General features: G+C 73.7%; 14 protein-coding genes. 13 read left to right on the top strand and 1 reads right to left on the bottom strand.

Going from position 1 to position 11,877, the window contains the following annotated elements; all coding sequences use genetic code 11:
* Nucleotides 1-3: 3 nt before the first annotated feature.
* The 7 genes from J7E93_RS15710 to J7E93_RS15680 all read left to right on the top strand — a co-directional run bounded on the left by J7E93_RS15710 (nt 4) and on the right by J7E93_RS15680 (nt 6,938).
* Entirely contained in the window at nt 4-372 is a 369-nt protein-coding gene (locus J7E93_RS15710; protein WP_215069779.1) for a holo-ACP synthase, read from the top strand.
* Between the two features lie 695 nt (nt 373-1,067).
* A complete protein-coding gene (locus J7E93_RS15705) occupies nt 1,068-2,501 on the top strand; it encodes an NAD(P)H-hydrate dehydratase (RefSeq protein ID WP_215069778.1) in 1,434 nt (477 codons plus the stop codon).
* A gap of 521 nt (nt 2,502-3,022) precedes the next feature.
* Nucleotides 3,023-3,673 (top strand): L,D-transpeptidase family protein, encoded by a 651-nt coding sequence (locus J7E93_RS15700; protein ID WP_308368663.1) that lies wholly within the window; start codon nt 3,023-3,025, stop codon nt 3,671-3,673.
* Between the two features lie 20 nt (nt 3,674-3,693).
* Nucleotides 3,694-4,866: an alanine racemase gene (alr, locus tag J7E93_RS15695; RefSeq protein WP_215069776.1), complete on the top strand. Its 1,173-nt coding sequence runs from the start codon at nt 3,694-3,696 to the stop codon at nt 4,864-4,866.
* Between the two features lie 125 nt (nt 4,867-4,991).
* Nucleotides 4,992-6,164 carry an alpha/beta fold hydrolase gene (locus tag J7E93_RS15690; protein WP_215069774.1) on the top strand — a complete coding sequence of 391 codons (1,173 nt, stop codon included), beginning with the start codon at nt 4,992-4,994 and terminating at the stop codon, nt 6,162-6,164.
* Nucleotides 6,165-6,174: 10 nt separating this feature from the next.
* Nucleotides 6,175-6,666: a tRNA (adenosine(37)-N6)-threonylcarbamoyltransferase complex ATPase subunit type 1 TsaE gene (tsaE, locus tag J7E93_RS15685; protein WP_215069772.1), complete on the top strand. Its 492-nt coding sequence runs from the start codon at nt 6,175-6,177 to the stop codon at nt 6,664-6,666.
* 110 nt (nt 6,667-6,776) lie between these two features.
* A complete protein-coding gene (locus tag J7E93_RS15680) occupies nt 6,777-6,938 on the top strand; it encodes a hypothetical protein (protein ID WP_215069765.1) in 162 nt (53 codons plus the stop codon).
* Nucleotides 6,939-7,202: 264 nt separating this feature from the next.
* Here J7E93_RS15680 and J7E93_RS15675 read toward each other — a convergent pair whose 3' ends face one another.
* Nucleotides 7,203-7,742 (bottom strand): hypothetical protein, encoded by a 540-nt coding sequence (locus J7E93_RS15675; RefSeq protein WP_215069853.1) that lies wholly within the window; start codon nt 7,740-7,742, stop codon nt 7,203-7,205.
* Nucleotides 7,743-7,899: 157 nt separating this feature from the next.
* Here J7E93_RS15675 and tsaB point away from each other — a divergent pair, with 157 nt between their 5' ends.
* The 6 genes from tsaB (at nt 7,900) to J7E93_RS15645 (ending at nt 11,847) form a co-directional block, all read left to right on the top strand.
* The gene (gene tsaB / locus J7E93_RS15670; protein WP_215069763.1) at nt 7,900-8,553 is read left to right on the top strand and encodes a tRNA (adenosine(37)-N6)-threonylcarbamoyltransferase complex dimerization subunit type 1 TsaB; all 654 of its coding nucleotides are present in this window, start codon (nt 7,900-7,902) and stop codon (nt 8,551-8,553) included.
* A gap of 50 nt (nt 8,554-8,603) precedes the next feature.
* Nucleotides 8,604-9,077 (top strand): ribosomal protein S18-alanine N-acetyltransferase, encoded by a 474-nt coding sequence (gene rimI, locus J7E93_RS15665; RefSeq protein WP_215069849.1) that lies wholly within the window; start codon nt 8,604-8,606, stop codon nt 9,075-9,077.
* Nucleotides 9,067-10,170: a tRNA (adenosine(37)-N6)-threonylcarbamoyltransferase complex transferase subunit TsaD gene (gene tsaD / locus J7E93_RS15660; protein ID WP_215069761.1), complete on the top strand. Its 1,104-nt coding sequence runs from the start codon at nt 9,067-9,069 to the stop codon at nt 10,168-10,170. The genes rimI and tsaD overlap by 11 nt, the downstream gene beginning before the upstream one ends.
* The gene (locus J7E93_RS15655) at nt 10,167-10,430 is read left to right on the top strand and encodes a hypothetical protein (protein ID WP_308368659.1); all 264 of its coding nucleotides are present in this window, start codon (nt 10,167-10,169) and stop codon (nt 10,428-10,430) included. Before tsaD ends, J7E93_RS15655 begins: the two co-directional genes overlap by 4 nt.
* Nucleotides 10,431-10,480: 50 nt before the next feature.
* Nucleotides 10,481-11,380 (top strand): polysaccharide deacetylase family protein, encoded by a 900-nt coding sequence (locus J7E93_RS15650; protein ID WP_215069848.1) that lies wholly within the window; start codon nt 10,481-10,483, stop codon nt 11,378-11,380.
* Nucleotides 11,381-11,490: 110 nt separating this feature from the next.
* Entirely contained in the window at nt 11,491-11,847 is a 357-nt protein-coding gene (locus J7E93_RS15645; protein ID WP_215069759.1) for a YciI family protein, read from the top strand.
* Nucleotides 11,848-11,877: the final 30 nt, after the last annotated feature.

The raw sequence follows: 11,877 nt of genomic DNA, 5'->3' as shown, positions 1-11,877 counted from the left end.
CGCATGATCATCGGGGTGGGCATCGACGTGGCCGAGGTGGACCGCTTCGCGGCCTCGCTGGAGCGGACCCCCGGGCTGCTCCAGCGGCTCTTCGTCGAACGCGAGCTGCTGCTGCCGAGCGGCGAACGGCGCGGGCCCGCCTCGCTGGCCGTCCGTTTCGCCGCGAAGGAGGCGGTGGCCAAGGCGCTCGGGGCCCCGGCGGGGCTGCACTGGACGGACGCGGAGGTGTACGTCGAGGAGAGCGGGCAGCCCCGGCTGCGGGTGCGCGGGACGGTGGCGGCGCGGGCGGCGGAGCTGGGGGTGCGGCAGTGGCATGTGTCGCTGAGCCACGACGCGGGCGTGGCGTCGGCGGTGGTGATCGCGGAGGGCTGAGACCTCTCCGTACGCCCTGCGGGCGGGGGCCGTCGCACCGGGGGCCCGACGGGCCGCGGTGGTGCCCGGGGCTGACGGGCGCCGGTGGTGCTGAGGCCCACCGGCCCGGTGGTGGCCAGGTCCGACGGGCTCCTGGTCGTGCTCGGGCCCGAGGGGTGCCGGTGGTGCCCGGGCCGGGCGGGTGCCGGTGGTGCCGAGGCCCACGGGCCCGGTGGTTGCCAGGTCCGACGGGCTCCTGTGCTCGGGCCCGAGGGGTGCCGGTGGTGCCCGGGCCGGGCGGGTGCCGGTGGTGCCGAGGTCCACGGGTCCGGTGGTGGCCAGGTCCGACGGGCTCCTGTGCTCGGGCCCGAGGGGTGCCGGTGGTGCCCGGGCCGGGCGGGTGCCGGTGGTGCCGAGGTCCACGGGCCCGGTGGTGGCCAGGTCCGACGGGGCCCCGTCGTGGCCACGGGTCCGGTGGTGGCCAGGTCCGACGGGTCCCTGGTGGTCCCCGGGCCCGAGAGGTGCCGGTGGTGCTCTGGCCCGGCGGGGGCCGGTGGTGCTCAGCCTGACGGGGGCCGGTGGTGCTCAGGCCTGACGGGGGCCGGTGGTGCCGAGGCCCACGGGCCCCGTCGTGCCGCGGGGGGCAGGGGCCGCCCTTGAGGGCGTCAATCCTCGCCTCCCCGCGCGGGCTTGGGCGGTGCGGCAGACTGCGGGGCATGCGTACCGCTTACCGCGTGGAGACCGTCCGGGCCGCCGAGGCCGAGTTGATGAGCCGTCTGCCGGAGGGCACGCTCATGCGCCGGGCGGCGGCGGGCCTCGCAGCCGCCTGCTTCTCGCTCCTCGGCCGCGGCCGGGTCTACGGAGCGAGAGTCGTCCTGCTCGTCGGCAGCGGGGACAACGGGGGCGACGCCCTCTACGCGGGTGCGCGGCTCGCCCGGCGCGGGGCGGGCGTGACGGCCGTCCTGCTCGGCTCGCGCGCCCACGAGGGCGGGCTGGCGGCGCTGCGCGCGGCCGGCGGGCGAGTCGCGGAGGATCCCTTCGAGCCGCTCGCCACGGCCGATCTCGTCCTGGACGGGATCACCGGCATCGGCGGGCGCGGCGGGCTGAGGCCGGACGCGGTCCCGGTCGCCCGGGCGGCGCGCGGCTCGGACGCGGTCGTCGTCGCGGTCGACCTGCCGAGCGGGGTGGACGCGGACAAGGGAGAGGTGGCGGGGGAGGTGCTGCGGGCCGACGCGACGGTGACGTTCGGCGCGTACAAGCCGGGGCTGCTGATCGATCCGGCACGGGAGTACGCGGGCGCGGTACGGCTCGTCGACATCGGTCTGGAGGACTTCCTGCCCTCCGTGCCGGAGCTCCAGGCGCTCCAACACGAGGACGTGGCACGGCTGTTGCCCGTACCGGGGGTGGAGAGCGACAAGTACCGGCGGGGCGTCGTGGGCGTGGTCGCCGGGTCCGCGCGCTACCCGGGCGCGGCCGTCCTCGCGGTGGCGGGCGCGCTGGGCGGCTCCGCGGGGGCGGTGCGGTACGTGGGGCCGGCGGGGGACGCGGTGATCGCGCGCTTCCCGGAGACGCTGGTGCACGCCGGGCCGCCGGCGAAGGCGGGACGGGTGCAGGCGTGGGTGGTCGGGCCGGGGCTCGGCGACGCCCCGGGGGTGTCCGACGTCCTCGCCTCGGACGTCCCGGTGCTGGTCGACGCGGACGGGCTGCGGGACCTGTCGGCGGAGCTCGTCCGGGCCCGGACGGCCCCGACGCTGCTCACCCCGCACGCGGGGGAGGCGGCGGCGCTGCTGGGCGTCGCCCGGGAGACCGTGGAAGCGGGGCGGCTGGCGGCGGTACGGGAACTGGCGGCGCGCTACGGGGCGACGGTGCTGTTGAAGGGCTCGACGACGCTGGTGGCGGACGCCGGGGGACGCGGGCCGGTCCGGGTGAACCCCACGGGCACGTCATGGCTGGCGACGGCGGGCAGCGGTGACGTGCTGTCGGGCCTCGCGGGGTCCTTGCTCGCCGCCGGCCTGCCGGCCCTCGACGCGGGCTCGGCCGCCGCCTATCTGCACGGCCTCGCGGCCCGCCGGGTGTCGGGCGGCGCGCCGATCACCGCGGGAGAGGTGGCGGGGGCGCTGGCGGGCGCGTGGCGGGACGTCACGTCGTAGCTGGCCGGGCCCGGTTCGGGAGGACACACAGGTGGGGCTCCGGTGGGCCGCCGGTGGGGCTCGACGCACGGCGGCGACGGGAGGCCGGGGGCGTCGGGGCGCGGCTCCGCCCGTCGAGGACCGCGAGCCCCGGCCTCGCCCTCCCGGCCCCTGCGTCCCCCGCCTCCCGGACCCGGGCCGCGGGTCCTGGCGGCCGGGACCCCGGGGCCGGTGGGCGCCGGCGATGCCCCCGGTCGGGCGAAACCAGGGGCCCAGGCGTGGTGTCGGGCGGGCGGGGCACGGACGGCGCGGATGTGATGGGCGGATGATCAGACGGACAACGCTCAGCGGCACCGCCCTCCTCCTCGTGGCGGCCGCCGCACTTCCCCTCTCGCCCGCCTTCGCCGAACCGGCGCCACCGGGCCCGTCCGCGGACGTGCTCGTCCCCGGTGTCCCCGGCGCCGGGCGGTCCGAGTACCCCATGGACACCCCCGACCAGGTGCTGCCGCCCGCTCCAGACGGTGGGGGACGGATCCCCGGACGTGCCCGAGCCCGCGGCCGAGGTCGACGAACTCGTCGAGTACATGCCCCGCGGCGCCATCGGGGCGGCCTGCACCGCGAAGACCGGCAGCCACCAGCGCCAGGTCGAGCGGCTGCTGAAGCTCCGCGTCGACGGCAAGCAGTCCGCCGCCGACTGCACGGCGATCCGCGCCTTCCAGGTCAAGGAGAAGATCAAGCCCGCCAACGGGTACGCCGGCCCCGTCACCTGGGCCCGCGCCGAGCTCCTCGCCGCCCGCAAGAACCCCAACGCCGCCGGCAGGTGCCCCGTCAAGAAGGAGACCGTCGCCTGCGTCGACCTGGACCGCGAGCTCATGTGGGTGCAGAAGAACAAGAAGGTCACCTTCGGACCGGTCAACATCCGCAGCGGCCGCCCCGGCTACCGCACCCGTACCGGCTGGAAGAAGATCTACTGGCGCAACAAGAACCACTGGTCCACCATCTACAACACCCCCATGCCCTACTCCCAGTTCTTCGACGGTGGGCAGGCCTTCCACGCCGTCTACGGCCAGCTCGCCACGCCCACCGGCAGCCGGGGATGCGTCAACCTCAGCCATGCCCACGCCGAGAAACTCTGGGACGTGCTGCGCAAGGGTGACCGGGTCTACATCTGGGGAAAGCGGCCCGGGAGCTGACACCTGAGAGACTGGGCGCGATGACTGAGACACCGCCGCCCCGCAGAGCCCGCGCCGAGATCGACCTCGGCGCGCTGCGTGCGAACGTCCGCACGCTGCGCGCCCGCGTCGCGCCCCACGCCCAGGTGATGGCCGTGGTCAAGGCGGACGCGTACGGACACGGCGCCGTCCGCTGCGCCCGCGCCGCCCTTGACGCGGGCGCCACCTGGCTCGGCACGGCCACCCCGCACGAGGCGCTCGCCCTGCGCGCCGCCGGGATCACGGACGTGCGGATCCTGTGCTGGCTCTGGACCCCGGGCGACCCCTGGGCCGACGGCATCGAGGCCGGCCTCGACATGTCCGTCAGCGGCATGTGGGCCCTGCGCGAGGTCGTCGAAGCCGCCCGCGCCACGGGGAAGCGGGCGCGTATCCAGCTCAAGGCCGACACCGGTCTCGGCCGCAACGGCTGCCAGCCCGCCGACTGGCCCGAGCTCGTCGGCGAGGCACTGAAGGCCGAGAGCCAGGGCCTGGTACGGATCACCGGACTCTGGTCGCACTTCGCCTGCGCCGACGAGCCCGGCCACCCCTCCATCGCCTCCCAGCTCGACGTCTTCCGCACGATGCTGGAGTACGCGGAGAAGGCCGGCGTCGAGCCCGAGGTCCGGCACATCGCCAACTCCCCGGCCACCCTCACGCTGCCCGAGACCCACTTCGACCTCGTACGGCCGGGCATCGCCATGTACGGCGTCTCGCCCAGCCCCGAGCTCGGCACGCCGGCCGATTTCGGTCTGCGTCCGGTCATGTCGTTGATCGGGAGCATCGCCCTGGTCAAGCAGGTCCCGGCCGGGCACGGCGTCAGCTACGGACACCACTACGTCACCGAGCACGAGACCCACCTCGGTCTGGTGCCGCTGGGATACGCCGACGGGATCCCGCGCCACGCCTCCGGCCGGGGCCAGGTCCTGGTCGGCGACCGGATCCGCCGGGTGGCCGGCCGGGTCGCCATGGACCAGTTCGTGGTCGACCTGGACGGCGACACCGTCGAGGCCGGCGCCGAGGCCCTGCTCTTCGGTCCCGGCGACCGGGGGGAGCCGACCGCCGAGGACTGGGCGCAGGCCGCCGACACCATCGCGTACGAGATCGTGACGCGCATCGGTGCGCGCGTCCCGCGCGTCTATCTGAACGAGCAGCCCGAGACGGACAGCACGACCTGAGCGAACAGCCCGACCCGGACGGGTAGCACGGCCTGAACGGACAGCACGACCTGAGCGGGTAGCGCGAGCCGAACGAAGAGCACGGCTGAACGGGTCGGACGAGACAGAGACAGGGAGAACGGCACGTGAGCGAGTCCAGCACCGACAACTGGCGGCGCGCCGGGTTCGCCGGTGCCGCGATAGGCGTCCTCGCCGCGGGCGCGGCGGCCGGCGTCGCCCTGGAGCGGCTCACCGTCGGACGCGGCATGCGCCAGAAGGCGAGGCTCGCCCTCGACGCCTCCGCCCCCTACGGCTCGCTGCGAGGCACCCCCGGCAAGGCGATCGCCGACGACACCACCGCCCTCTACTACGAGATCGACGAGGTCGACCCGGAGAGCAGTGCCCCGCGCAAGCGGCGGCTCTTCGGCCGGAAGGCCCCCGCCCCCGTCACGGTCGTCTTCAGCCACGGCTACTGCCTCAGCCAGGACTCCTGGCACTTCCAGCGCGCGGCACTGCGCGGCCTGGTCCGTACCGTCCACTGGGACCAGCGCAGCCACGGACGGTCGGCCCGCGGGGTCGCCCAGTCCGGGCCCGACGGTCTGCCCGTCTCCATCGACCGGCTCGGCCGCGACCTCAAGGCCGTCATCGACGCGGCCGCGCCCGAGGGGCCGCTGGTCCTGGTCGGGCACTCGATGGGCGGCATGACGATCATGGCGCTCGCCGACGCCTACCCCGAGCTGATCCGTGAGCGCGTCGTCGGGGTGGCCTTCGTGGGCACCTCCACGGGCCGGCTGGGCGAGGTGAACTACGGGCTGCCGACGGCCGGCGTCAACGCGGTGCGGCGGGTGCTGCCCGGCGTCCTGAAGGCGCTCGGCTCGCAGACGGAGCTCGTCGAGCGGGGCCGCAGGGCCACCGCCGACCTGTTCGCCGGGCTGATCAAGAAGTACTCCTTCTCCTCGAAGGACGTGGATCCGGCGGTCGCCCGGTTCGCGGAGCGGATGATCGAGTCGACCCCGATCGACGTGGTCGCCGAGTTCTACCCGGCCTTCGCCGAGCACGACAAGGCGGACGCGCTCGCCGTCTTCCGTGACGTGCCGGCGCTGGCGCTCGCCGGCGACCGTGACCTGGTCACGCCCAGCTCCCACACCGAGGCCATCGCCGATCTGCTGCCGGACAGCGAACTGGTCATCGTGCCGGACGGCGGGCACCTGGTGATGCTGGAACACCCGGAGGCGGTCACGGACCGCCTCGCGGACCTCCTGGCCCGTGTCGGTGCGGTGCCGTCCACGGCGGCGAAGGCTGGTTCGGCCAGCGGCTAAGTTGGCCCGTATGGAAGCACCGTTCAACGCCGCGACCCTCGACGTCGACTCCCCCGAGCAGATGCGGGAGATCGGCCGCCGCCTCGCGAAAGTTCTCCGCCCCGGCGACCTCGTCATGCTCACCGGTGAGCTCGGCGCAGGAAAGACGACGCTGACCCGAGGCCTGGGGGAGGGTCTCGGCGTACGCGGCGCCGTCACCTCCCCGACCTTCGTCATCGCCCGAGTCCACCCCTCCCTGGTCGGCGGCCCCGCCCTGGTCCATGTCGACGCCTACCGCCTCGGCGGCGGCCTCGACGAGATGGAGGACCTCGACCTGGATGTCTCGCTGCCCGAATCGGTGGTCGTCGTGGAGTGGGGCGACGGCAAGGTCGAGGACCTGACGGACGACCGGCTGCACATCCTCATCCACCGGGTCGTCGGCGACACGGACGACGACCGGCGCACGGTCGTCCTGCGCGGGATCGGCGCGCGGTGGGCCGACGAGGACCTGCGGCTCGGCTGAACGTACGTAGGTTCCGACAAGGTGTCGGGAAGATGTTGCATCGGCCGTACAAGCCGTGGTGACATGGATGCACGAGCTGGTTAGGTGTACCTAACCTACGGGAGGCATGCATGGCGACGCCAGAGCGCGCGGAAGAGCGCATCTCGATGAGTGACCTGCTGGCGTCCTGTGCCGCCGCGAGCGCGGTGTCGACCCCGCCACGGGAGAGAGAGCCGGCGGAGGACGAGCCTGACGCCGACCAGGAGGGCCCGGTTCAGCGCGAGGCCGCGTAGGACGGCGAGGCCGCGCAGAACGCCGAGGCGACGTGGTGCACCGCGGTCGCGCCGAACAGCGAGGCCGCACCGTGCACCACGGTCGCTCACACCAGCGAGGCCGCGCGGTGCACCACGGTCGTGCACACCAGCGAGGCCGCGCCGTGCACCACGGTCGCGCGGTAAAACGAGGTCCGTCCGGTAACCCGTACGAGCGAACGGCAGGTGCTCGTACGGCATGGGCCGTCCACACGGTCGGGCGGTCCTGCGGCGCCCGCGCCGGGATCAGTCGACGACGACGACCTTCGCGCCGATCGAGGCGAACGTCCACATGGCCTCGCCGTCCGCCCGCTTCATACGGATGCCGCCCGTCTTGCGCGACGGGTCCGGCGTCGGCAGCGAGCCGTCGACCGCGGCGCTGAAGCCGATCGAGACGTCCTGGACGGTCGCGAACCGCACCACGTGCTCGATCTGCACCCCGTCCGAGCCCGTCACCGAGCCCGAGCGCGAGGTGACGCTGTACGCCCCCGGCACCGGGTGGACCGTGCTCGGCATGACCGAGAACGTGTGGGTGGCCTGGCCCTTCTCGTCCACCAGCCACACCCGACGCTCGCCCAGCGCGTACACGACGCGTGCGCCGGTGCCCGAGGCCGCAGGGACGGCGAGCGGGTCCTTGACCGGCTTCCGGGGGCCGCCGGTCGCGGTGGCCGACGGGGCCGAGATCGGGGCCTTCGGCTTGGCCGAGACGTCCGCGGGCGCGTGGGCGGACGCCTGATAGGCGAGGAAGGCGACCGCGGCGACCGCCACCGCGGTGAGCCCGGCCACGAATCCCGAGCTGCTCCGTGCCACCGTGCCAACCTCCCTCCCCCGGAGCCTTCGGCCCGGGAGGTGCCCCACGTCCTGTTCGAGTGGTGACGTTAGCAGCCGCGGGCCGATGGGACGGGGCGCCGTGCCTTGCGCGCGCGGGCCGTAGGCTGTTTGCGTGCTCTTGCTCGCCATGGATACCGCCACACCAGCCGTCACCGTCGCCCTCCACGACGGCGACTCCGTCGTCGCCGAGTCGCGCCAGGTCGACGCCCGCCGCCACGGGGAGCTGCTGCTGCCCGCCGTCGACCGGGTCCTGAAGGAGGCCGGGCTGAAGCTCGACGCGGTCACCGGCATCGTGGTCGGCGTCGGACCGGGTCCGTACACCGGCCTGCGGGTGGGTCTCGTCACCGCCGCGACCTTCGCCTCCGCGCTCGGCGTGCCCGTGCACGGCCTGTGCACGCTGGACGGACTCGCCCACGCCTCCGGGATCGAGGAGCCGTTCGTCGTCGCGACGGACGCGCGCCGCAAGGAGGTCTACTGGGCGCGGTACGAGAACTCCCGTACGCGCGTGACCGAGGCGGCCGTCGACCGGCCGGCCGAGATCGCCGACCGGGTCGCCGGTCTCCCGGCGGTCGGGGCCGGCGCGCGCCTGTACCCCGAGGTCTTCCCCGACGCCCGCGACCCCGAGCACCAGTCCGCCGGGGCGCTCGCCGCCCTCGCGGCCGAGAAGCTCGTGGCCGGCACGGACTTCCTCGACCCGCTGCCGATGTACCTGCGCCGCCCCGACGCCCAGGTGCCGAAGAACTACAAGGTGGTCACGCCGAAGTGACCACGACGACCACCGGGACCCCCGCGACTCCCACCGCCGTGCTGCGGGAGATGCGCTGGTGGGACATCGAGCCCGTGCTCGCACTCGAGCACGAGCTCTTCCCCGAGGACGCATGGTCCGAGGGGATGTTCTGGTCCGAGCTCGCGCACGCGCGCGGCCCCCGGGCCACCCGCCGCTACGTCGTCGCCGAGGAGCCGGCGGACGGCCGGCTCGTCGGCTACGCCGGACTCGCCGCCGCCGGCGGCCTCGGCGACGTCCAGACGATCGCCGTCGCCCGCGACCAGTGGGGGACCGGGCTCGGCGCCCGCCTCCTCACCGATCTGCTGCAGCACGCCACCGCCTTCGAGTGTGAGGAGGTGCTGCTGGAGGTGCGGGTGGACAACACCCGGGCCCAGAAGCTGTACGAGCGCTTCGGCTTCGAGCCCATCGGCTTCCGGCGCGGCTACTACCAGCCGGGCAATGTGGACGCGCTCGTGATGCGACTGACCGTTCAAGGAACTGAGACTGATTCTGATGGCTGCTGACGAACCGCTCGTACTCGGCATCGAGACCTCCTGCGACGAGACCGGTGTCGGCATCGTCCGGGGCACGACCCTGCTCGCCGACGCCATCGCGTCGAGCGTCGACACCCATGCGCGCTATGGCGGGGTCGTTCCCGAGATCGCCTCCCGCGCGCACCTGGAGGCGATGGTCCCGACCATCGAGCGCGCCCTGAAGGTCGCCGGGGTCTCCGCCCGCGACCTGGACGGCATCGCCGTCACCGCCGGCCCCGGACTGGCCGGCGCGCTGCTCGTCGGCGTCTCGGCGGCGAAGGCGTACGCCTACGCCCTGAACAAGCCGCTGTACGGCGTGAACCACCTCGCCTCGCACATCTGCGTCGACCAGCTGGAGCACGGCCCGCTGCCCGAGCCGACCATGGCGCTGCTCGTCTCCGGCGGGCACTCCTCGCTGCTCCTCGCCCCCGACATCACCGCCGACGTCCGCCCGATGGGCGCGACGATCGACGACGCGGCGGGCGAGGCCTTCGACAAGATCGCCCGCGTCCTCGACCTCGGCTTCCCCGGCGGCCCGGTCATCGACCGGCTCGCCAGGGAGGGCGACCCGAACGCGATCGCCTTCCCGCGCGGCCTGACCGGAGCGAAGGACCCCGCGTACGACTTCTCCTTCTCCGGTCTCAAGACCGCCGTGGCCCGCTGGATCGAGGCCAAGCGGGCGTCCGGCGAGGAGGTGCCGGTACGGGACGTGGCGGCGTCCTTCCAGGAGGCGGTCGTCGACGTGCTGACCCGCAAGGCCGTCCGGGCCTGCAAGGACGAGGGCGTCGACCATCTGATGATCGGCGGCGGTGTGGCGGCCAACTCGCGGCTGCGGGCGCTGGCCGAGGAGCGGTGCGAGCGGGCCGGGATCCGGCTGCGAGTGCCGCGGCCGGGACTCTGCACGGACAACGGCGCGATGGTGGCGGCGCTCGGCGCCGAGATGGTCGCCCGCAACCGGCCGGCCTCCGACCTGGAGCTGTCGGCGGACTCCTCCCTGCCGGTGACGGACCCTCACGTGCCGGGGAACCACGGGCACGACCACGATCATGTGCACGAGGTCAGCAAGGAGAACCTGTACTCGTGACGACCGTGACCCTCATGTGGGAGGCGCGCGCGGTCCAGGGCCGCGGCGCCGAACTCCTGGAGTGGGCACGGGCGCAGGAGCTGCCGTACGAGCCGCTGCGCCGTGAGATCTTCCGCGCCACGCAGGACCGGGTGCTGGTCCTGACCTGGTGGGAGGCGGCCGGGCTCGACACGGAGCTGCCCGAGCTGCCCGAGCCGGCGGCGGAGATGATCACCCGGCCGGTGCACCGCTGGCGCTTCGAGTCGGTCTCGGTGCGGTAGCCGGAGGCAACCTTCGGGCCGGTTCGCGCATCCCACACGGCGTGAAGAAGATGATCGCGGTGTGGGCGGCGCTGACCGCCGTGGCCCTGTCGGTGACCGGCTGCACGACACCGGCGGCATCGGACGAAGCCGCCGGCCGGACGCGGACGCCCCCGCCCGCCGCCAAGGCTCCCGAGGCGCCGGACCAGGCTCCGAAGGCCCCGGGCGGCGCCCCGGACCGCGCCCAGGACCACGCCCGGGACCACGCCCGGGACAAGGCCGCCGGGCAGGCCGCCGCGTACCGCAAGTGGGGGCTGCGGCCCTTCGCCGCCCCGCCCGCCCCACCGGCCGTGAAGCCGGTCCGGCGGGCCCCCGGCGGACCGGTGCCGGTCATCAGCGACATACCGACCGACGAGAAGATCGTCTTCATCACCATCGACGACGGGACCGAGAAGGATCCGGAGTTCGTGGCGATGATGAAGGACCTCGACATCCCGGTGACGATGTTCCTCACCGACTCCGCCATACGCGCCGACTACGGGTACTTCACGCCGCTCGCCGCCCTCGGCCACGGCGTCGCCAACCACACCCTCACCCACCCGAACCTGCGCACCCTCGGCCGCGAGGCCCAGCGCCGGGAGATATGCGGCCAGCAGGCGAAGCTGGCACAGCAGTACGGGACGGCCCCACGGCTCTTCCGCCCGCCCTACGGCAACTGGAACGAGGACACCCGCGCCGCCGCCGGCACCTGCGGGGTGGACGCGATCGTGCTGTGGCGCGAGTCGATGCAGATCAAGAACATGCAGTACCAGCGCGCGGACCGGAAGCTGCACCCCGGCGACATCATCCTGGCCCACTTCCGCGGCCCGTCCGAGCTCAAGGGCACGTCGATGACCGAGATGACGGCCAACCTGCTCCGCCGTATCCAGGATCAGGGCTTCACCGTGGCCCGCCTCGAGGACTACGTCTGAGAACTTCCGAAAAGAATCCTCGGAGTGGTGTCGATGCCGGTTCCGGCCGTTCGACGTAAGGGTGTGAGGCGGGGAACGGCCCCGCCACCGCACCATCCGAGGAGCACACCATGCCGCGCTTTCTGACGCTTGTCCGCATCCAGGAGGGCAGCTTCCGTCTGGAGGACGCCGACGCCGGGTTCGAGGAGCGCATGGGCGCCCTCTTCGAGGAGATCACCAAGGCCGGGGTCATGCTGGAGACGGCCGGTCTCAAGCCCACCTCCGAGTCCACCCGGATCACCTGGTCCGGCGGCAAGCTCACGTACACGGACGGGCCGTTCACCGAGACCAAGGAGGTCGTCGGGGGCTACTCCATCACCCAGTGCCGGGACAAGGCCGAGGCCATGGAGTGGGGCAAGCGGTTCCTGGAGGTGCACCCGGCGGAGTGGGACGTCACCGTCGAGGTGCGCGAGATCGAAGAGATGTGACGCCCGGGGACGGTGTGCTGTCATGGTGAG

The sequence above is a fragment of the Streptomyces sp. ISL-36 genome (assembly GCF_018614205.1).
In the GTDB taxonomy this organism is placed as follows: domain Bacteria; phylum Actinomycetota; class Actinomycetes; order Streptomycetales; family Streptomycetaceae; genus Streptomyces.
The sequence above is the reverse complement of the archived record's forward strand: the minus strand, read 5'-3'. Positions and strand labels throughout refer to the sequence as shown.